This window comes from Pseudoalteromonas sp. NFXS39, assembly GCF_040148775.1.
Classification (GTDB): Bacteria; Pseudomonadota; Gammaproteobacteria; order Enterobacterales; family Alteromonadaceae; genus Pseudoalteromonas; species Pseudoalteromonas apostichopi.
On record NZ_JAGDEC010000004.1, the window covers coordinates 273,664 to 295,570 of the forward strand.

General features: G+C 40.8%; 19 protein-coding genes. 4 read left to right on the top strand and 15 right to left on the bottom strand.

Annotated elements, in window-relative coordinates; all coding sequences use genetic code 11:
• Nucleotides 1–191: 191 nt before the first annotated feature.
• From J3455_RS09775 to pyrC, 3 genes are all read right to left on the bottom strand, one after another.
• Entirely contained in the window at nucleotides 192–806 is a 615-nt protein-coding gene (locus J3455_RS09775; protein ID WP_130051251.1) for a response regulator transcription factor, read from the bottom strand.
• A 430-nt stretch (nucleotides 807–1,236) separates the two neighbouring features.
• Nucleotides 1,237–1,446 carry a cold-shock protein gene (locus J3455_RS09780; protein ID WP_036967526.1) on the bottom strand — a complete coding sequence of 70 codons (210 nt, stop codon included), beginning with the start codon at nucleotides 1,444–1,446 and terminating at the stop codon, nucleotides 1,237–1,239.
• A gap of 345 nt (nucleotides 1,447–1,791) precedes the next feature.
• On the bottom strand, nucleotides 1,792–2,838 hold the full coding sequence (gene pyrC / locus J3455_RS09785) for a dihydroorotase (RefSeq protein WP_349561618.1): 1,047 nt from the start codon (nucleotides 2,836–2,838) through the stop codon (nucleotides 1,792–1,794).
• A 191-nt stretch (nucleotides 2,839–3,029) separates the two neighbouring features.
• On the opposite strand from pyrC, the gene J3455_RS09790 reads away from it, so the two are divergent.
• Nucleotides 3,030–5,399, top strand: coding sequence for an EAL domain-containing protein (locus J3455_RS09790; protein ID WP_130051249.1), 2,370 nt, complete (start codon nucleotides 3,030–3,032; stop codon nucleotides 5,397–5,399).
• A 58-nt stretch (nucleotides 5,400–5,457) separates the two neighbouring features.
• Here J3455_RS09790 and J3455_RS09795 read toward each other — a convergent pair whose 3' ends face one another.
• Nucleotides 5,458–7,737: an acyl-CoA dehydrogenase gene (locus J3455_RS09795; RefSeq protein ID WP_349561619.1), complete on the bottom strand. Its 2,280-nt coding sequence runs from the start codon at nucleotides 7,735–7,737 to the stop codon at nucleotides 5,458–5,460.
• A gap of 168 nt (nucleotides 7,738–7,905) precedes the next feature.
• Between J3455_RS09795 and J3455_RS09800 the strand changes: the two genes are divergently transcribed.
• Complete coding sequence (locus J3455_RS09800) at nucleotides 7,906–9,756, top strand: M2 family metallopeptidase (protein WP_130051247.1); 1,851 nt, start codon at nucleotides 7,906–7,908, stop codon at nucleotides 9,754–9,756.
• 57 nt (nucleotides 9,757–9,813) lie between these two features.
• On the opposite strand, the gene J3455_RS09805 is transcribed toward J3455_RS09800, so the two are convergent.
• The 11 genes from J3455_RS09805 to J3455_RS09855 all read right to left on the bottom strand — a co-directional run bounded on the left by J3455_RS09805 (nucleotide 9,814) and on the right by J3455_RS09855 (nucleotide 20,358).
• Nucleotides 9,814–10,602, bottom strand: coding sequence for a putative porin (locus tag J3455_RS09805; RefSeq protein WP_349561621.1), 789 nt, complete (start codon nucleotides 10,600–10,602; stop codon nucleotides 9,814–9,816).
• 220 nt (nucleotides 10,603–10,822) lie between these two features.
• Nucleotides 10,823–11,197: a PH domain-containing protein gene (locus J3455_RS09810; protein WP_130051245.1), complete on the bottom strand. Its 375-nt coding sequence runs from the start codon at nucleotides 11,195–11,197 to the stop codon at nucleotides 10,823–10,825.
• Nucleotides 11,198–11,199: 2 nt separating this feature from the next.
• Nucleotides 11,200–12,108: an ABC transporter ATP-binding protein gene (locus tag J3455_RS09815; protein ID WP_349561622.1), complete on the bottom strand. Its 909-nt coding sequence runs from the start codon at nucleotides 12,106–12,108 to the stop codon at nucleotides 11,200–11,202.
• Complete coding sequence (locus tag J3455_RS09820; RefSeq protein WP_167657779.1) at nucleotides 12,105–12,923, bottom strand: ABC transporter permease; 819 nt, start codon at nucleotides 12,921–12,923, stop codon at nucleotides 12,105–12,107. Before J3455_RS09820 ends, J3455_RS09815 begins: the two co-directional genes overlap by 4 nt.
• A 114-nt stretch (nucleotides 12,924–13,037) precedes the next feature.
• Nucleotides 13,038–14,216 carry a cystathionine beta-lyase gene (locus J3455_RS09825; protein WP_130051242.1) on the bottom strand — a complete coding sequence of 393 codons (1,179 nt, stop codon included), beginning with the start codon at nucleotides 14,214–14,216 and terminating at the stop codon, nucleotides 13,038–13,040.
• A 19-nt stretch (nucleotides 14,217–14,235) separates the two neighbouring features.
• Nucleotides 14,236–15,153, bottom strand: a complete 918-nt coding sequence (gene nudC / locus J3455_RS09830) for an NAD(+) diphosphatase (RefSeq protein WP_130051241.1) — start codon at nucleotides 15,151–15,153, stop codon at nucleotides 14,236–14,238.
• Nucleotides 15,154–15,267: 114 nt separating this feature from the next.
• Complete coding sequence (gene nagB, locus J3455_RS09835) at nucleotides 15,268–16,062, bottom strand: glucosamine-6-phosphate deaminase (RefSeq protein WP_349561624.1); 795 nt, start codon at nucleotides 16,060–16,062, stop codon at nucleotides 15,268–15,270.
• Between the two features lie 210 nt (nucleotides 16,063–16,272).
• A complete protein-coding gene (gene nagX / locus J3455_RS09840) occupies nucleotides 16,273–17,403 on the bottom strand; it encodes a transmembrane glucosamine N-acetyltransferase NagX (protein ID WP_130051239.1) in 1,131 nt (376 codons plus the stop codon).
• Between the two features lie 61 nt (nucleotides 17,404–17,464).
• Nucleotides 17,465–18,577 (bottom strand): N-acetylglucosamine-6-phosphate deacetylase, encoded by a 1,113-nt coding sequence (nagA, locus tag J3455_RS09845; protein ID WP_349561625.1) that lies wholly within the window; start codon nucleotides 18,575–18,577, stop codon nucleotides 17,465–17,467.
• Complete coding sequence (gene nagK, locus J3455_RS09850; protein ID WP_130051237.1) at nucleotides 18,577–19,491, bottom strand: N-acetylglucosamine kinase; 915 nt, start codon at nucleotides 19,489–19,491, stop codon at nucleotides 18,577–18,579. The genes nagA and nagK overlap by 1 nt, the downstream gene beginning before the upstream one ends.
• 372 nt (nucleotides 19,492–19,863) lie before the next feature.
• Complete coding sequence (locus tag J3455_RS09855) at nucleotides 19,864–20,358, bottom strand: LabA-like NYN domain-containing protein (RefSeq protein WP_167657775.1); 495 nt, start codon at nucleotides 20,356–20,358, stop codon at nucleotides 19,864–19,866.
• Nucleotides 20,359–20,513: 155 nt separating this feature from the next.
• Between J3455_RS09855 and J3455_RS09860 the strand changes: the two genes are divergently transcribed.
• The gene (locus J3455_RS09860) at nucleotides 20,514–21,131 is read left to right on the top strand and encodes a hypothetical protein (protein WP_167657774.1); all 618 of its coding nucleotides are present in this window, start codon (nucleotides 20,514–20,516) and stop codon (nucleotides 21,129–21,131) included.
• Nucleotides 21,128–21,874, top strand: a complete 747-nt coding sequence (locus J3455_RS09865; RefSeq protein WP_167657773.1) for a DUF3307 domain-containing protein — start codon at nucleotides 21,128–21,130, stop codon at nucleotides 21,872–21,874. Before J3455_RS09860 ends, J3455_RS09865 begins: the two co-directional genes overlap by 4 nt.
• Nucleotides 21,875–21,907 lie beyond the last annotated feature (33 nt).

Sequence of the window (21,907 nt, forward strand, 5' to 3'; positions counted from 1 at the left end):
AAATGTAACATTTTATGAAATCTGAAAATGCTGAAGAAAAATGAAAAAAAAATTCCGTTTATTCATCTAAAAAATCTATTTTGAAGAATTTTTATGCACTCTCCACGTGTAACCGCTCAATAAGCAGCCAAATCAGGCACTAAACACAAGAATGAGAGAGTTGAAATCTCTCACCGCTATGGGTGAGAGAGTTAAAATATTGCGCGGTCTTTTACAAGCTTGGCAAGTGAAATAATTGAATCAACTTCAAGCTTTTCAAATATTTTCGCTTTGTATGTACTTACTGTTTTGTTACTAATAAAGAGCTTTTCACCGATATCTTTGTTCGATAAGCCTTGTAGTAAATAATTCATCACCGCAAGCTCACGTTCAGTTAGTAACTCGTCAATGTCTTTTTCCGAAGCGATTAAGTGCTCTTGCGGGAAGAATGTATAACCACGCAAAATCATTTCAACGGCTGAAGAGATATCTTCAAGGCTCTCTGCTTTGTTTACAAACCCCTGCGCACCAAGTTTTGCAGCTGTACGGATAATATGCTTGTCTTGCTTAGCTGATAGAAACAACACTTTACCAGTAAAACCACTACTGACGGCGCGCTTATATAAACTAAAGCCATCGGAGTCTTCTAACTCGATGTCTAAAATCGCTAGCGCTACATTATTACTTTTTAAAAACTGCAACGCTTCTTTTTGACTTGCAACAGCTTGTACTTCGTTTACTAGTGTAGACTTGGCAAGTGCCATTTTAATTGCTGTTGCCACCATTGGGTGGTCGTCTACCAAAAGTATATTGTTTCCTATGCTCATCGATTAGCAAACCTTCATTATATTTCATCAAACAAGTATAAGTTACTCAGCATTATTTCCACATGTGGATAAGTTAAGTTTAGCGGGTTATTTCTAGTTTGGTGAAAAATAACTGTAAACATTTTGCTGCTAACTTTCGAGTTCAATCAAAACTACTAACTAACATAACAGACGCTGTTATGTTTAATAAATTACATCGTTACAGCATATAATACTTTAGTTATGGAGAGTAGCTTTTAGAGCATAGATCGTGAAGTTCTAGCTTATCGTCTGATTAAATTAGTCGCTTTCAATGCCTTTGGAGGAATATAATTTCGGTACAGCTAATTAATGTTTGGTGAGATATGAGTGTTGCGATTTTTTGTGAGGTAATGATGAATTTTGGTGAAACAGAAACTGTTCCACCAAAATGAGAGGTTCACATAATAAATTATGCTACTTCTACGTTCTCAGCTTCAGGGCCTTTTTGACCTTGTTTGATGCCGAAAGATACTTGTTGACCTTCGCTAAGAGTGCGGAAGCCTGTACCTGTGATAGCACTGAAGTGTACGAATACATCAGGGCCATTTTCTTGTTCAATAAAACCGAAGCCTTTAGCTTCGTTGAAGAACTTAACTTTACCAGTAACCGTGTTTGACATACCAAATTTTCCTGTAAGTCAATTATTAAAATTCAGCCATAATGGCTCTATCCTCCCTGAGTGAATGCCCAATAAACTTGGGGTAAAGTACAGGAAGAACCAATAACCTAACCGGTAACCGTACAGCCGCACATTATCCGTAAATTCAATACGCAAAAACTCAAAGCAATTTAAGACTAACACATTAAATAGTTTTTAGCTCTATTAATCGAAAATAATTTTAAGGTCAACTGCCGAAACAAAAATATATGACAGTATTATTTATAAACAATTAATAATAAATGAAAAAAGCCCATCAAAATGATGGGCTTCTAATTTTCAAGAAAAGAGTGCTATTGCTTTAGATTATTTTACTTGCCAATCCATTTTCGCTTCAGCTTTGATTGGCACCACTTCTGAATCACCTAGTTTATAGCTTGCTGGTACCGTCCAGCTTTCTTTAAATAGTGTAATAGTATCTTGGTTACGAGGCATACCATAGAAGTCTGGACCAAAGTGGCTTGCAAAACCTTCTAGTTTATCTAAAGCCCCCGCTTCTTCAAATGCTTCAGCATATAACTCAATCGCAGCATGTGCTGTGTAAGCACCTGCACATCCGCAAGCTGCTTCTTTTTTATCTTTGTAGTGCGGAGCAGAATCAGTACCTAAGAAGAACTTTTTACTACCACTTGTTGCAGCAGCAATCAACGCTTGTTGATGGATATTACGCTTCAAAATAGGTAAGCAGTAATAATGAGGGCGAATTCCACCCGCTAACATGTGATTACGATTATAAAGTAAGTGATGAGCAGTAATTGTTGCTGCTACATTTTCAGGTGCACTATTAACAAACTCTACCGCATCTTTTGTTGTGATGTGCTCAAGCACAATTTTTAAGTTAGGGAAATCGTTCACTACGTCCGCTAAAATTGTTTCTAGGAACACCTTCTCACGATCAAAAATATCAATAGATGAATCTGTCACTTCACCATGAACAAGCAACAACATACCCACTTCTTGCATTGCTTCAAGTACTGGGTAGATGTTTTTGATTGAAGTAACCCCTGAATCTGAGTTTGTAGTCGCACCAGCTGGGTACAACTTAGCTGCAACAATTTTACCCGTTGCTTTCGCTTTTTTGATTTCTTCTGGCGTAGTTTTATCTGTCAGATAAAGCACCATTAACGGTTCAAAGTTACCCTGTGGGCCGGCAGCTTTAATTCGCTCATAGTAAGATAACGCAGTTTCTGTACAAGTTGCCGGTGGAACAAGATTAGGCATGATAATTGCGCGACCCATGTAACGGCTTGCGTCACGAACGGTATCAACGAGTTGCTCACCATCACGTAAATGAATGTGCCAATCATCAGGGCGTGTAATTGTTAGAGTTTGCATCGAATTTAAATCTGACATTGCTTGTTTCCACGGCTAAAGTTAGGGGGATAGCGTAAACTTTGAGCAAATAACCTTGCTAAATTACCCAAGTTCATATTCAGGTGCCTAGTTTACACCAGTTCCAGTTTTTTTTGAAAATAACTTTGTGGATAGTTTGATAGTAGGTTAACGTAATAAATTAATACAACATTTCGGTTACCTTTTATTCTATGCCTAAGAGTTTAGACACTGCTTTTGCACTTGAGGTCAAAACAGACCAACTACATATAATTAATCAATTTTCATCATCTGTAATGCAATTAGACACAGTTGAAGAATTATTAGAATATGTTACGTCTGAAGTGGTTAGCCGCCTAGGCTTTATTGAATGTGTAATTTACCTCGCAGATGATAAAACTCGCACCCTAAAAGAAATGGCTTCTATAGGCACAGCTGGCAGCCATGATACTTACCATATTGACCGTACAGAAATCAGCTTTGATCAAGGCATTACGGGTTATGTCGCAAGTACTGGTAAACCTTTGATGATTGCTGATGTTAGCCAAGATCCACGTTACATCGCAGATTCTCGCCCAGCTCTTTCTGAGCTTTGCGTACCATTAGTTTACAAAGAAAAAATACTGGGTGTGATTGACTGTGAGCATCCGCAAAAAGATTACTACAATGACGCGCATTTAGAGATTTTATCAACTGTCGCGCATTTATTAAGTGCCAAGATCAATCAGGTTCGCACCATAGAAAACTTACAGCAAACCGTCATGCAGTTAAACGATGCGCAAAAGCTAGAACGATCGATGCTGCAAATCGCCAATTTGACGTATCAATCAAGTGAACTAGATAGTTTTTTTGAGTCATTACACGGCATTATTACTTCTTTACTCAGGGCAGATAATTTCTTCATTGGCCTTTATGACAAGCAGCTCGATGTGCTTGATTTAGTTTATATTATTGAAGAAGGCGTGCGCTCAAATGCTCATAAAAAAATATCGAAAGAACAACTAAAAGACACTGCGTCTTATTACTTACTAAATATAGATCAGTCACTTCTTTTTACTAAAGAAGAATTTCAGCAGCACATTGATGCTGGGCATTTTAAAATGGTCGGTCGTCAGGCTGAGTCTTGGCTAGGTGTACCGTTTAAAGTGAATGAGCGTATTAGCGGTGTCATTGCCGTACAAAGCTACAGTAAAAGTTACCATTATGACGAGCATGATCGTGCCTTACTCACTTATGTTAGCCGTCAAATCAGCATGGCAATAGACCGTCAATTATCAAGGCAAGAGCTTGAGCATCGAGCTCTTCACGATGAATTAACAGGACTTGCTAATCGTTCTTTACTGATTGAGCGAATTAAACATGCAATACTTCGCCTTGCAAGAGCAAATAAGCAACATAAGCATGCCCTACTCTATTTAGACTTTGACCGCTTTAAAAGTATCAATGATTCGTTAGGCCATGAAGTTGGTGACCATTTTTTAGTTAAAATTTGTGAATTGATCTTAAGCACTATTCGTAACACCGACACCTTCGCCCGCTTAGGAGGCGATGAGTTTGCCATTTTTATGGAAAACATTACCGATAAACAACAAATAAATGATGCCCTTGAACGGATCCAGCATGTGCTCGCACAGCCCCTTGATATTGATGGACACCTTCTACAAGCATCGACTAGTATAGGTGTTGCTTTTTGTGAAAGTAGTCGCGATCAAGCGTATAAGCTATTGCAGCATGCTGATGCAGCAATGTACGAGGCGAAATCATCTGGCCGTGGTAAAGTTAAGTTTTTCAACAATACAATGCGTAAAAAACTTAAAAATCATGCCGATATAGAAAATGATTTACAGCATGGCATTGAGCATGACGACTTTGAACTTTACTACCAGCCAATTTTTACTATTCAAGACACAAGAGTTGTTGGTTTTGAGGCCCTTGTGCGCTGGCATCACCCAAGCAAAGGCTTTGTCTCGCCAAATGATTTTATTCCGGTAGCAGAAGACACAGGTCAAATTATCAACCTAGATTTACATTTACTTCAGCTTGCTGCAAAGCAAATTGCAAAGTGGACGAGTGAAGGAAAAGCATTTGGCCGAATTACCGTAAATGTGTCATCGCGTCACTTTGCTAGCCTCGATTTTGTGGAACAAATACATGCCTTATATAAGCAATATAAGTTACCTCTTGGCTCACTATGCTTAGAAATAACCGAATCTGGACTTATCGGTAATCTAGAGCTGGCGACAAAAATCATCAAGGGTCTTGAGCCTCTTGAAGTGAAACTGTGTTTAGATGACTTTGGTACAGGCTATTCCGCGCTTGGGTATTTACACCAATTACCGATTCATATAATGAAAATTGATAAAAGTTTCATTGACCATTTAAACAAAGCGCACAACCCCTTAGTCGATGCTATTTTATCGTTAGCGCAATCATTAAAGCTCGATGTAGTCGCAGAAGGAATTGAAACGGAAAAACAATTGGCTATTTTAAAGCAAACTCAATGTAAATTTGGCCAAGGCTTTTTAAAAGCAAAGCCTATGCCCGCTAGTGAAGCAGAAAAAGTGATAGCAAACGGCCTGTAACTAAGTATAAAAAAGCCTTGCGAATGCAAGGCTTGGCTCTATTAAATATTAGGAACGTTTACAGCTCCCCAGGAGCGAAGTTATCCACAGCTATCGCTTTTTTGCGCAGCTCATTGGCTTTGTTCATTCGCTCAGCAACGGTTTCGTTAATCAAGTTTTTCTCTGCCGCTACGACTATTGCATCCTCAAGTTCAAGGTTTTTAGCAATAGTGCCTTCTTTTTGCCATTTACGAAGCTGCTTAAAGTCATCGTGGGTATCAATCATGGCTAGAAAGGCATTTTCCATCACCCCTGTACCGGCATTTTCATCAACATAACAAAGGTGAGTTAATCTGTCTCTGAAGACACCTGGCTTGCTCATGTGCTCACACATAGTTTGTGCTAACTCGTCACTTGGGCGGTGATAATGATTACCTACCGGGAACACAATGCGTTTCAGTAAGAAATTAATAACAGGATTAGAGAAGTTTTTAAAGAAACCATCGAATGCCTGACCTATGCAAAATAACGAATGCTCAACAGCATATTGTACAAATGATAAATCAGCTTGTTGACGGCCTTCATCTTCGTAGCGTTTCAGTACACATGAAGCTAAATATAAGTGACTAAGCACATCACCTAGGCGCGCCGAAATCATCTCTTTACGTTTTAACTCACCGCCTAAAACCAGCATAGCAACATCAGTACAAAACGCTAAGCCACGACTCATGCGGCTTAATTGTTTGTAATACACAGCTGTTGCACCAGATACCGGCGCTTTTGCGAAGTAACTACGTGTTAACCCGTGTACAAACGCCATACCTGCGTTGCTACCAGCAAACAAAATATGTTGCAGTAGTAATGAGTCAAACTCTTTTAAAGCAACATCATGATCTTCCATTGCAGCCGCTTCCATTTCTTTAAGAACAAAAGGATGGCAACGCGTAGCACCTTGACCAAAAATCATCAAATTACGAGTGAGGATGTTTGCACCTTCTACAGTAATAGACACCGGGATCCCCATATAGCCATGAGCTAAATAGTTATTTGGGCCCACTTGGATCCCTTTACCTGAGTGAATATCCATAGCGTCATTCATAACAGTACGACCCATTTCTGTCATATGATATTTTGCAATTGCAGTAACCACAGACGGACTCAACTTCATATCAATCGCGCCTGCAGTCATTAGTCTTGCAGACTCTAAGGTGTAAGTTAAACCACCTATGCGCGCAAGAGCCTCTTGCACTCCTTCGAATTGTCCAATTGAAACACCAAATTGTTGACGCACAGTTGCATAGGCTGATGTCATTCTTGAAGCCAAATGGCCTGTTGCTGTACTAAGCGCAGGTAACGAAATACCTCGGCCTGCACTTAAACACTCAACTAACATGCGCCAACCTCTACCTGCGCCTTTTTCGCCACCAATGATCCAATCAAGTGGAATAAACACATCTTTACCGTAAGTTGTGCCATTCATAAATGCCATATTCAACGGGTAATGACGCTCACCTGTCTGTACACCTTCGTGATCAGTAGGAATTAGCGCACATGTAATGCCAAGCTCTGTTTTATCACCTAATAAGCCGTCAGGATCGTACATTTTAAATGCAAGACCCAGCACTGTAGCAATTGGTGCAAGAGTGATATAGCGTTTTGACCAGTTAAGTTTTAAGCCAATCACTTCTTCACCGTTATGCATGCCCTTACAAACTACACCAGTATCTGGAATACTACCCGCATCAGAACCCGCCTCAGGGCCCGTTAAAGCAAAACAAGGCACATCATCACCTTTCGCTAGGCTTGGTAACCAACGCTCTTGTTGCTCGGTAGTACCATAATGAAGCAGTAATTCGCCTGGGCCTAAGCTATTTGGCACCATGACGGTGACCGCAGCGGTTAAGCTCTTAGTGGCAATTTTCGATACGATGGTTGAATTAGCTATGGCTGAAAACTCACGGCCACCAAATTTTTCAGGAATAATTAACGCAAAGAAACCTTCTTTTTTTAGGTAGCCCCACACTTCTTTTGGTAGGTCTTTATCTTTTTGCACGATTTGATAGTCATCAAGCATAGCTAACAAGGTTTCGACTTGCTCGCTCATAAATGCGCGTTCTTTTTCGCTAAGTTCGGGTTTAGGGAAACGATGCAGCTTTTGCCAATCAGGGTTACCGCTGAATAATTCACCATCCCACCAAACATCACCTGCTTCCATGGCTTCACGCTCTGTTTGCGATAATGGCGGCAAAACTTTTTTAAACATACTAAACGTAGGTCGTGTAACAAGATTGATGCGAATGTCTTTCACAGCAAAAATTACAATCACAGCAACTAGTAACAGAATAATTACGGTCGTCATTGTGCAATCCTTTTATTTTATTTAACTGCTTCAAGTATGACTGATCGTGCCATAAATACAACGTAAGCAGCTCTTACTAAGGTTGTTTTTAGCGATGCTGTTTGTTGTTTACTAAGACACTGCTATTATGCATGTGCAATAAATAACAATAAACTTCTAGGGAACGTTATGAAAAAGACTCCATTTAAGCTCAGTATGAGCGCACTTATGGTAGCGAGTGCTCTTGCACTTACTGGCTGTAATGATGACGCTGCGAGTACTAAAACGACAACGACTGAAGTCCAAACAAGTCAAGTAACCGCACAAGATGCCGCTAAATTTATCGCCGATACTGAAAAAGAATTAAGTGCGCTTTATTTAGAAGCAAGCCGCGCTGAGTGGATTTATGCCAACTTCATCACCTATGATACTGCTGAGCTATCTGCTGAAGTTAATCGCAAAATGACCGAAGCCGTTGTACGCCTTGCTAATGAAGCTGCAAAATTTGATAGTTTAGAACTTGATTACGATGCACGCCGTAAACTTGATAAGCTAAAACTAGCGCTCACTTTACCTGCACCACAAGATGCTGAAAAAACAGCAAAACTCTCGCAGTTAGTTGCTGAGTTAGGTGGTATATATGGTAAAGGTAAATACTGTAAAGAAGATGGTAGCTGTTTAAGCCTTGGCGAAATGACCGCTAAAATGGCAACGAGCCGTGATTACAATGAATTGCTTGATTTATGGCAAGGTTGGCGTCAGGTTTCAAAACCAATGCGCCCACTATATGAACAACAAGTTGCTTTAACCAATGAAGGCGCAAAAGAGCTAGGTTATGCGGATACAGGTGCTATGTGGCGTAGTAAATACGACATGCCAGCAGATGATTTTGCAAAAGAGCTTGACCGTATTTGGGGCCAAGTTAAACCGCTTTATGACTCATTACATTGTCATGTTCGTGCCAAGCTAGGTGAAAAGTATGGAGAAGATAAAGTACCTCAAGACCAACCTATCCCAGCACACCTTTTAGGTAATATGTGGGCACAGACTTGGGGTAACATTTACGATGTTGTCGCACCTGAAAATGCCGATCCTGGTTATGACGTAACAGAGCTATTAGCTGAGCACGATTACGACGAACTTAAAATGGTACGTGGTGCTGAGAAGTTCTTTACATCGATGGGCTTTGCGCCACTGCCAGATACTTTCTATGAACGCTCACTGTTTACTAAACCACAAGACCGTGACGTGCAGTGTCATGCTTCAGCATGGGATATTGATAGCAAAGATGACCTGCGTATTAAGATGTGTATTCAACGTACAGGTGAAGAATTCTCTGTTATTCACCACGAGCTAGGCCATAACTTCTATCAACGTGCATACAAAAATCAGCCTGTTTACTATCAAGAGAGTGCGAACGATGGTTTCCACGAAGCGATTGGTGACACCATTGCGCTTTCGGTTACACCGGGTTATTTAAAAGAAATTGGTTTATTAGACGAAGTGCCTGATGAGTCAAAAGATATTGGCCTACTAATGAAAATGGCATTAGACAAAGTAGCATTTATCCCATTTGGTTTATTAGTAGACCAATGGCGCTGGAAAGTTTTCTCAGGTGAAGTAACGCCAGAGAACTACAACAAAGCGTGGTGGGAATTACGTGAAAAATACCAAGGTGTACAAGCGCCTATCGCACGTAGCGAAGCAGACTTCGATCCGGGTGCAAAATATCACGTACCAGGTAACACGCCTTACACGCGTTATTTCTTAGCACACATTTTACAATTCGACTTCCACAGAAGTTTATGTGAAATTGCTGGTAACAAAGAAGCGATACACCGCTGCTCAGTTTACAACTCTGCTGAGGCGGGTGAAAAACTAAATGCGATGTTAGAAATGGGTTCAAGCCGCCCATGGCAAGAAGCTCTTGCGACGATCACTGGTAAAGAAGAAATGGATGCAACAGCAATCTTAGATTACTTTGCACCGTTACAAAAATACCTTGATGAGCAAAATGAAGGCCGCCAGTGCGGTTGGTAATGATAAAAACGAAAAAGCCCGCATAATGCGGGCTTTTTTATGTCATCAAATTAATGATTAAAACTGTAAGCTTACGTTTGCAAAGTATGCATCGTAATCTGAGTCATCCCAGTTGTTTGCATAACCTGCTTTTAAGCCAACGTTTTTGTTAAAGAAGTGCTGTGCACCAAAGCTGTAGTCATCTTCTTTATTAAAGGTTACAAAAGCTGATGTTGCTTTAGAGAAGTAGTAGTTTGAACCTAGTTCCCAAGAGCTACCGCTATCGTCTGTATCTAAGATTGTACCTTCAATTGTTAGGTAGTTACCTTGTTTAAGATCCATGAAGTATTTCGCATTTACTGCACGGTAATCAAACTCGTCGTCAGCTGTGAAAGTAAAACCTAAGTAATCAGTGCTGTTAAGCTGATGATTGTACTTAAGGTCAAACATTACTGTGTTATCACCGTCTTCTACGTCAATAAATGTCGCTTTAAGAAGAAGGTTAGGATTAAAGAAGTAACCTGCAGACACGTTGAATAAATCAGTATCTGAACCGTAATCGTAGTTGCTGTAACCTGCACCGATTACGAAATCTTTTACGAAGTATTCACCACCGATGTTAGTCACATCACCAAAGTCATCATCAGCGTACGAACCAAACACGTTGGTTGTTCTGTTGATGTATTCAAACTGGTCGTATGGACCCATTGTTTTCTTTGGTGCGAAGTAATATGTTGAATCAACACTTACTGTGTCGTTGCCATCGGTGTCCATGTACCCTAAATGGCTGATTGATTGGTAACTATCCGCAGCAGTCGCGGCAGTTGACAGAAGCATACTCGAAATAATAACTGCTAACTTTTTCATAAACAGATTTCCCTATTAACATTGTTTCATTGCTGTTGAAAACTAGCCTGATGGCTAAGTTGGGCACATGCTAACGTGAGAAAACTGAATGAGAACTTAACTAAGCATTTGTTTTTACTTGATTAATTGTAATAAAGTGTCGGCAAATGTAAAGAAAAAGTTGGCCGAAACTTTCGCCTCTGAGCCAACTTTCAAAGAAAAAATAAAGTGTGTCAGTACCTTATAAAGCAAACTGGCTTATAATTCTATAAACCTCATTAATGTTATCTCCTGCTTTAAAGTCTTTACTAATTGGTGTTGGATCTGAACCAACCCAAATTTTCAGTTCAGCATCTAGGTCAAAATGCCCGGCACTTTCTTTACTAAACTTAGTAATTTTTGAGTAAGCAATGCTCAACATTTCAACTTTTGAACCAGTAACACCTTGTTTATCAATGATAATCAATCTTTTATTTGTAAAGATGAACATATCACGAATGACTTTATAGGCTCTTTGTACTGTTTCACCATCAATCAGGGTATTGGCAAGCAGTTCTTCTAAATCGTCGTTATCAACTTCACTTGCGTTACCCATTAATCCACTTAATAGCCCCATAACTAGCTCTCCTTATGAAAGATTTGGTTTTCGAGTGTGTGACCATTCACCAGTTGACGATACTGCCAACCTTGTTGATAACAAAAGTGTAGAAGATTGATATCAAAAGGCTCGGCTGTTTTCTCAAACTCGATCACATATTCTTTTGCTTGGCTCATATAAACATGATGTACGTGGGCAAGGCCAGCAAGCTTTGCTTCTACATCATCATATTGTTGATTCAACTGTAGCGTAATAAAGTGTTTGTTATCTTGAGTGCTTGAACGGGCTTGATGTTCACTTAAAATACCTTTATCAAGGTGTAACACCTGAGAACATAAACGCTCAAGCTCAGTCAAGTCATGGGAGCTTAAAATAAATGTTGCTTCGTTACTTAAAGAACTTACCAGCTCTCTCACCTCACGAGCATGAATTGGGTCAAGGCCCGCAGTTGCTTCATCAAGCATCACTATTTCTGGTGAACCAATCAAGGCTTGTGCAATCGTCACTCGCTTACGCATACCATGAGAAAGGTCATCTGGTCGCTGCTTAGCCACCTCTGACAAACCAACGAGCTCTAAAACACGAGCCGTTTCTTTTTTACGAGCCGCACCACTTAGCCCTTGTAATTGACCATAAAAGTTAAGTTGATGCGCAATACTAAAGCGAGGATCAAGCTGTGCATCTTGTGGTAATGCCGTTAGCTTACCAAATAACTCCGCACTCCCTGGGGTATGTCCCATTACCGATAATTTTCCTGAACTAGGTAAAATATAGCCGCATAACAAGCTAAATAAGGTCGTTTTACCCGCACCATTTGGACCAACCAGCGCCACTGGAGCCCCTTTATTTATTTCAAAGCTGACGTTATCTAGCGCTCGTTTAGCCCCATAGTTTTTTGACAAACCTTGTGCTTGAATTAAAACGGTCATAGTGAGCTCCTCGAAAAAATTCGTTCACCAGCAATCAATAACACTGCAGTTTGTAAGAGTGGTAAACCAAGAGCAAGTGTTACGCCGGCACGTTGACCAGCCATTAAATCAAGTTGATAGCCCGGAAATATGTAATTTAAAACCTCAAATGCAGGCCATTGCCATGTTAGTAAGCCAATCACAATATTACCGCCAGCAAAGAACAAAATAGCCAATACAAATGCAAGACGCGATGAACGAGCAAAGGTATTCAAAAAGCTCATTAGGGCAATAAAAGGCATAACCGCAACAAGCAAATAAAATAACAACATAAAGCTTCGCGATAAGCCAGAAAGCAGCAAACTTGGCTCACGATAACCGAGCATTGCAACCGTTGCCATCAAAGTAACAAACAACAGTGCCGCTAAAATTAATAGCTGTCCTAAAAAGCGGCCAATGATAATTTCTGAGCGAGTGGCTCTAAGTGATAAAAAGCGTAACGTACCTCGTTGTCTGTCGCCCACTGTCTGGTCACTACATAAAAACAAACAAAAGCTTGGGAAACTAAATAAAGCAATCAGCCAATAAACGGCCAGTTCAGATTCAGGCCAATCAAGTAATTTACTGATGCCAATGGCGCCAAATGCCTGCCTAGCAAAGTCGGCAAAATCAGGTGAGCTAATCAAGGTCACAGATTGGGCAATGGGATAGCGTAAAATAAGTAGCCAACAAATGGCAAAAGCGGCAACCGCCAACAAACCACGCTTGGTCAAAAATAGTCGTACCAGCTCAAATTGGGCAATTTGTGCAAGACGTTTAGGATGTAACTGCGTCACTCATAATCCTTAATGAATTTTATTATTAGAATTACACTAAGTTGAAACAGCTTGAATTACCAGAAAAAAAAGACCCGACTAGCAGGTCTTATGTAACAAAGTATAAACTTTAACCTAGAGGTGGCTTTCGTACACAGCCAGTGCTTGATCAAGGTCGGCTAGTAAATCAGCCACATCTTCAAGACCAATGTGTAGCCTTATCACTGGGCCCTGCGACCAACCAGTTTCAGAGCGAAGACCTTTCATGCTCAAGTTTGCCGTGACTAAGCTCTCATAACCGCCCCATGAAAAGCCCATTTTAAAATGGTGCAGGCTATCTAAAAAGGCATCAATCGCTTGTTGATTACCCTGCTTCATTACAAATGAAAATAAGCCGTTACTGCCATCAAAGTCTCGTTTGAAGAACTCATGACCAGGGCACGTTGCAAAGGCTGGATGGCGAATATGATCAACCAAAGGGTGTGTTTCAAGCCATTTAGCCACTTCTATGGCTGCTTGTTCATGTTGTTTTAAACGCACAGCCATAGTACGCAGACCACGTAGCGCTAAATAGGCATCATCTGCAGAGGTACATTGACCAAGTAGGTATGAATTTTCTCGAAGTGTTGGCCAATACTTTTTGTTGGCAACAGCAACACCCATCATCACATCTGAGTGACCAACAATGTATTTTGTAGCCGCTTGAATACTAATATCAACGCCATGCTCGAGCGGTCTAAAATGCAGACCATTACCCCAAGTGTTATCTAGCATGGTCATAACACCGCACTCATTTGCTTTAGCAACCATCGCTGGGACATCTTGCACTTCCATGGTGATTGAGCCAGGTGATTCTAAAAACAATACACGGGTGTTATCTTTAATAAGCTCACTAATCCCTGCGCCGATCCCCGGCGGGTAATAGGTTGTTTCAATCCCTAAGCCAGCAAGTATTTTGTCACAAAAATCACGGGTAGGTTCATAAGCTGTATCCACCATTAAAATATGATCACCCGTTTTCACAAACGATAGCAAGGCATTACTGATTGCAGCCGCACCTGATGGGTAAAGCGCACAACCCTCACCACCTTCAAGCTCTGCAATTGCTTCTTGCAGAGCAAAATGCGTCGTCGTACCGCGACGGCCATAAAATAAAGTTTTATCGCCACGTTTCTTAGCCGCAGCTTTTAAGTCGGCAACTGAGTCAAATACCACAGTTGATGCACGTTGTACGACAGGGTTCACAACCCCTTGTGTATACGCTTTTTTACGCCCTGCAGAGACGATTTGGGTATTTTTATTTGTCTTTGTCATAATTTGTCCAAGCTGTGCTTTACAGGTTGCGCCAGTGCTCAACCAAAAATCGAGAAATAGAATCTTGCCGGGTTAGTTTAAGATGGCTGCCCTGCTCATGCCATTGGCCGAATTCATTAAGTTCAGCACGGCTAAACCATCTTGCATCGTCTAACTCGTCTTTATCTACCTGAATATCTTCTGAAACTGCTGTGGCCATAAAGCCAAACATAATTGATGATGGAAATGGCCAGGGCTGTGAAGCTATATATTGAATATCTGTAACAGCAACACCCGCTTCTTCCATTACTTCACGGGCAACGGCTTGCTCTAGTGTTTCACCTGGGTCAACAAAACCTGCAAGTGTTGAAAAAACACCCTCAGGCCAGCTTGCTTGACGGCCCAGCAAGCAACGCTCTATTCCGTCTGAAAAAGTTTTCGTAACGATCATAATAACGGCAGGATCGGTTCGCGGAAAAGTTTGATGCTGACAAGTTTGGTTTTCACATAAACGCGAATGCCCAGCTTCAACCATATTATTTTCATGACCACAACGACCACAAAAACGGTGCGTTGCGTGCCAAAAACACAAGCCTCTTGCCAGTGCTGCAATTGAGCCTTGTTTAAGCTCAACTTGTGGGCCCAACTTGCGAATATCAACAAACTCAGCGCCGTTGAGCATTGGCTCAATAAGTGAGTCTGGTTCATGGCTGACATCTAATGCAAAATGAGCCACATCATCGTCGTCTAACCCCAATAAAATGCCTTTTGATAAATCGAGATGATCCACTTGAGATAAGCGTAAATAACACACTTCAGGACTGTCTTTAACAAATAAACTTTGATTGTTATTGACTAATAACCAGCGACTCTGAGAATTCATTTGAGCCTTTAGCCACTTAGGATCTTTGCGGCGGTTTGATGCACGATCCAATGGCATTTGAGAGTAATTCAGCATGGCGTTCCTTGAAAATAGTTTACTTAGTAAAACTACCATAAGCGGATGATAAACCCAATTTATTACAGGCATAAAAAAAGCCCAAACAGGGCTTTTTTATTCTCTCTCACAATTTTACAAGGTCGCTAGATGCGCTTGTAGTTTTTGGTTCTCAGCTTCAATATGCCGATAGAACTCTAAATCTTCTAATTTACTCGCTGCTGCTTTATCAATGATGATTACGGCATCTTTATGAAGTTGCAGTGCTGAGGCTGGGCATTTAGCCATTAACGGACCTTCAACCATGGCGTGAACGGCATCTGCTTTACTTGCACCGGTTGCTAAAAGTACCACTTTTTTAGCTTCTAAAATGGTGCCAATACCCATAGTGATTGATAAATGTGGTTGATATTCGCCTTCGGCAAAAAATCGTGCATTGTCTTCAATTGTCGCTTTCGTAAGTGTTTTAACACGCGTGCGTGATGTCAAACCTGAAGATGGTTCGTTAAAACCAATATGACCATTACGGCCAATACCAAGTAGCTGTATATCAACACCACCAGCTGCTGCGATTTTTTGTTCGTATTCAGTACAAGCAACAAGCGGGTTTACTGCATCACCCGGCGGTACATGGGTGTTCTGTTTGTCGATATCAACATGGTTAAACAGCTGCTCATTCATAAAGTAGCGGTAACTTTGTGGATGTTCGCCAGTTAAGCCTAAGTATTCGTCTAAGTTAAATGTTGTCGCTTGGCTAAACGAAATATCGCCTGCTTTATTTTTTTCGATCAGTTGTTGATACAAGGCAACGGGTGTTGAACCTGTAGCAAGGCCAAGCACTGATGCTGGTTTTTTTAGTAATTGTTTAGCAAAGATGTTGGCACCATAAGCTGCAACTTGGGCTGCATCATCAAGAATCACTATTTGCATATCGATTAGCTCTAATTATAAGTTGGAAAAAAATGGGACCTAAAACCCAACCCCACGTGCAATCGAGCTGGGTTTTAGATCAAACCACTGCCAGGATACGATGCAGTAGCTATAACCATTATGACAACGCTGTCATTATCACTTCTAGTTTTACCTTTGTAAAGTAAAAGTGAATAAAAAATTACTCTTTTTGTTAGTGTTTAATAATTATCAAACACTAACAAAGATCTTACGGCGATACATCCAATGCAATACCAGCATTTGTACTGCTAATAACGCAATCACCGCCATCAGGGGTTGCCATACCTCTGGCACAGCTCGAACCACACCACCAAAAACGCTTTGGCTTACATAACCCCAATTCACAAGACTTGACGCTAAGTAAATAATAATTGAGTTTGCACCTATGATCACAAAAGGATACGCGGCGCGCTGGCCCGGCAGAATATCAACCAGTGCATAAAATACGGCTAGCAACATGGCACTCCAACCAACCGTTACAAGCACAAATGAACTGCTCCAAAGCTCTTTATTTACTGGGAACTGTAAGTCCCATAACCAACCTAAACAGACACTTACAATCCCTGCAGCAAACAATAATGCGGTCATTTTCCACTCGCCAATTTGCTGAGCACGGGCGACTAATTGACCTGCAAACACGCCCATTAAAGCATTGACAATCGCTGGGATATTCGACAATACACCTTCTGGGTCTACCACACGGTTTTGATAACTAATACCTGGCAGTAAGTGTGCATCAAACCATGCATTCCAACTCCCTGCTGCTGAAAGGTCACCAGCACTGCCGCCTGGCACAGGCACAAAACAAAGCAGTAACCAATAGCCCACTAAAATAGTCGCTGCGGTTATAATTTGCGTTCGTAAACTGGTGTGCCAAACCAACATAGCACAGAAGAACCATGCAATGGCGATTCGCCCAAGTACACTGGCATAGCGAATTTCATCCAAAGCCATTGGCATCCCAGTGCCCCAGCCGTGGTTATACAAAATACCTAATAAACACAATAGTAAAAGGCGTTTTCCCGCCTTACGGTAATAAACTTTGCGTTCCTCAAAAGGCAAATGGTCAATGCGTTTCGGGGCTAGCCCCATCGCCACACCCGATAAGAAGATAAATAATGGGAAAATCAGATCGTAAAATGTGAAGCCATGCCAGACGCTATGTACTGTATGTGCTTCAAAAACTTTCCAGCCAGTCCAGCCTGTTAAAACGAATAGCGCTGCGAATAGTGACTGTCCGCCTAATATCCAAAACATATCCATGCCACGCAATGCATCCAGCGATGCCAAACGTTTTCTTGTTGGTTGTGTTGTTGTCATTGTTTACCTTTAATACAAAAAGCCCCGCGATACTTCGGCGGGGATTTTTCCAGGGAAGTTCTTACAAAGCTTTACCAGCTATATATGTCGCTTTTACATATTGATTATCATCTAGCACAACAAAATCAGCATCAAACCCGCTCAGCAAGCGACCTTTTTTATGTAAACCTAAATATTGTGCAGGATAAAGTGATGCCATACGTAAGCTCTCAGCAAGGCTAACATCCAATGTATTCACTGTGTTGCGCACCGCACTTGCCATATCAAGTACGCTGCCTGCTAATTCACCGGTAGTTGAATTTAATCGATCGCCAGTACGAATGACTTTACGACCATCAAAGAAATCAAACTCCATATCGTCAGTACCCACAGGTGGCATTGCATCTGTGACTAACATAATTTTTCCGCGCTGCTTGGTGCGAATTGCTAATTTTGCTGATGATGGGTGTACATGATGACCATCAACAATTAAGCCGCACCAGCTGTTATCATCCCAAAGTGCTGCACCAACAACACCCGGTTCTCGTGATGTAAATGCTGACATAGCATTAAATAAGTGGGTGAATCCATCAGCACCAGCAGCAAGTGCTGCATTGGTAGTCGCAAGGTCCGCATTAGTGTGGCCAATAGATACTTTTACGCCACACTCAACTAAGCGAGCGATATCATCAGCACTAACATTCTCAGGAGCCAAGGTAACGATTTTAATGCCTAGATCTTGGCGTGCATAAATTGCAAATTCTTGCTCTGTGATTGGACGAATGAATTGCTCGCTGTGGGTACCTTTTTTAGGAAAGGAAAGATGTGGCCCTTCAAAGTGCACGCCCATAACGCCCGGAACCTCTTCAGCAATTGCTTGTGCGATTGCATCAGCGGCCTTTGCCATTACTTCTACTTTGTCGGTAATAAGCGTTGGCATAATCGCTGTTGAACCAAACTGACCATGCGCTTTGGCTATTCTATCTAAGCAATCTGGCGTTTGTTCTGCATTAAAAAATGCCCCGCCACCGCCATTAACTTGAACATCAATAAAACCAGGGGTAACTAAACCTGTTAATTCAACAGCATCAGCATGTGCTTCAACACGTTTAAAGACACCATTGTCGACGCTAAAATACACATCTGATAAAAATTCTTCACCGGTAAACAATGTACTCGCATGATAAATCGTCATTACAAACCTACCTCTTGACTTTGTTCTAGTACAGATTGCTGAGCAAAATAAACAGCGCCCATTTCAGGTGGTTGAATAGGTGTCTCAACTCGTTTAGCAATATCTTCTGCAAGCCACTTATTCAGAGGCTCAGCTAAACCGCCAATCATAGATAAACGTGGAGGCTTATTCTCAAGTAAGCGCTGCGCTAATTTGCTCACGTAATCTGCGCCTTCTTTGACTATCGCAACGGCAACTTTGTCATTGTTATTGGCTGCTTCAAATACATAACGGGCTAATTTAGCAAAACTGCTCGAAGGCTGACCAGACATTTGCTCAACAATTGCCATCGCATTATCAGCAGCAAAATGCTCAGTGATCACTTTAGTTAAATTTGTTGATTCGCCTAGGCCATCAAGGTCTAGCAAGGTCGCTTTTATTGCTTCAAGACCCATCCATGCGCCACTGCCTTTATCTCCTAGGGCAAAACCATGACCACCAAAGTTAGTTGTACGACCATTTACACATGAAAAACCACAAGAGCCCGTGCCAGTGATAATCACCGCACCATCACTGCCTTCATGTGCACCAATGCAAGCAGTATGTAAATCAGTCGTGAGGAACATTTGTTTGAATGGATGTTCCCATTCCATAATCTTGTCATACAAGCTAGGTAGGTTAACACCCGCCAGACCTAAGCCGGCATAAAGCTGATGAACTGTATCAAGTGGTAAACCAGCATCACGAAGCGCTAATTGTGTTGAGACCATAATTGATTCGAGAGTACGTTCCAAACCATGTAATGGATTTGCAGGACCACCTAGGCCAGTTCCTAATACACCTTGTTTAACAGAGTAGATAGTTGCTCGACATTTCGTTCCGCCACCATCAATACCAATAAACAATTGGTCCTCATTCACACTCTTCGCCATCATTTAACGACCCCTAGCCTTCGTTTAGTTTTTATCTAAATCGCATTATTTTTATTATCTGAATGCGAAATCATCTCAACCTTTGTTGATTTAATGTTACACAACAAATGACAGCGTTGTCATTATATTTTTTATAAAATTTCGTATAACTTTTATATTTATTTTTAATTTGTTGAATTAAATAGCTTTATTTAATAGAAAAGAAAATTAGAAACCACATCAACGATGTCCTATAACACCTTAAATTATACTTTTTTGCATAATTTAGCGCATTGTGAGTGACTATTCTTTTATTCATCATCAAGTTTAACTAATGCAAGCTTAGCCGAAATAATACTTTAGTTAAACATTTTATTTAAAATGGAATATTTTTTTCTACCTTGATAACAACAGTGAATCGTCAATACAGTGAAATTCAGCTGCGGCTTGCTTTAAAATATCGGCAGTGAGGTGCTCTGCCCCATAGACATCACACGGTAGCTGATACTTATTCGCTAAATGGCCAAGCAATAACGCAAAATCTCCATCACCCGAAAGTAATACCATTTTATCGAGCTGCTTGGCATGCTCTAGCATATCAATGGTAATGCCAACATCCCAATCCCCTTTCGCACTACCATCTCTGCGCTGAATAAAAGGTTTCAGTTTTACCTCAAAGCCAATTGCGCGCAGAATATTTTGAAACTGCGATTGCTTTTCATCACCACGATAAATTGCATACGCAATGGCGCAATCAATTTCATAGCGTTCGCTCATCTGTGCCCAAAAGGCATTGTAATCAAAGTTTTTCTTGTAGCTTTCTTTACAGGTGTAATAAATATTTTGTACATCTACAAAGATACCGACTCTTGGCTTATCAACTGCTGACATAATTTTTCTGTTTTTAGTGATTTGTGTTCACTGTAGCATATCTAGGTTGATATTTACGAAAAAGTAACCTAAATTGGTTACATAAAACAAAGTAACCAAATTTGGTTACTTAACGCGATGTAACTAAATTAAGTTACTTAACCTAAGGGATCATAATGATTGCGGTGATCAGCGGTGATTTAATTAAATCACAAAAAATTCCACAACAAGAATACGATGCCATGCTGTATCAGCTTGATCAAAGCTTACGCTTTGTTGCCAAGCGCTTTAATGCAAGTTTTAGCATATATCGTGGCGATGCATTGCAAATACAGTTAACAGAGCCAGAGCAGGTCTGTCATGCTGCAATTTTGTTGTATTTGCAAATGAAAGCAGCCAATTACGAACTGCGACAAAGTTTGGCTATTGGCTCACTCGATAACTCCCGTGCCGATATAAAAACAGCCACAGGCAGCGCCTATACTCTATCTGGCCGGGGGTTAGATAATATGGGCCATCAACGGCTCACTTTACAAATAGACAATCAACCCCTTGAAGAGGGTTTTTTACTCAATATTGAACTAATAGAAGTATTACTTGAAAAAATGAGTCAAAAACAAGCAAATGCATTGTTTTATTATTTAACAGCAGAACACAACAACCATGCCGAACTTGCTAAAGAACTCGCAACAAGCCGAGCCAATGTCACAAAGCTATTAAATTTGGCTCACTACCAATTAATTGAACGTTTTATACAGTACAGCCAAACCACACTCAAAGGAATGACAACATGAGTTTTTCATTACTTATCGTAAGCTTAATTTTAGCGCATTTAATTGCCGACTTTTACTGGCAACCTATGAGCTGGGTACATGACAGAAATACGCGTCACTTTCGTGCCAGTAAACTTTACTTGCACGTGCTCATCCACGGTGCTAGCTCATTTTTGGTACTATTATTTTGGGAGTTTAATTATGGCTGGCAAGCGCTTTCAAACGTCGTTATCGCCACGGCAGTGATTATGGTTACACACTATCTAATCGACCTTGCTAAATCTTACTCAAGTAAAGGTGTGGTTCCTTTTATTGTCGACCAACTTGCACATTTAGTTATCTTGTTCTTACTGGCTATATGGTTAAGCGAAAACGATGAGTTTTTTACACATAGCTGGCAATGGCTGATGCAACCGGCAACATTATGGGTGCTGTGTGGCTATTTATTAATTTTAAATCCAACAGCGGTGTTTATTCGAATGATGTTAGAGCGGATCACATCTGGCTTTAGCACCACGGGCAGTTTACCAGCTGCGGGGCAAAGTATCGGCATGCTTGAGCGGGTATTAATGCTAACATTTATCTTACTGGACCAATTTTCAGGCGTTGGCTTTTTACTTGCGGCAAAATCCGTATTCCGCTTTGGTGATTTAAGTGCCAGTAGAGATAAAAAACTGACTGAATACGTTATGCTCGGTACCTTACTCAGTGTCAGCGTGACTTTATTTATTGGTTTAGCCGTTAATTACCTTAAAGCCGTGTGACTTTGCAGACCCATAAAAAAACGCGCCAACACA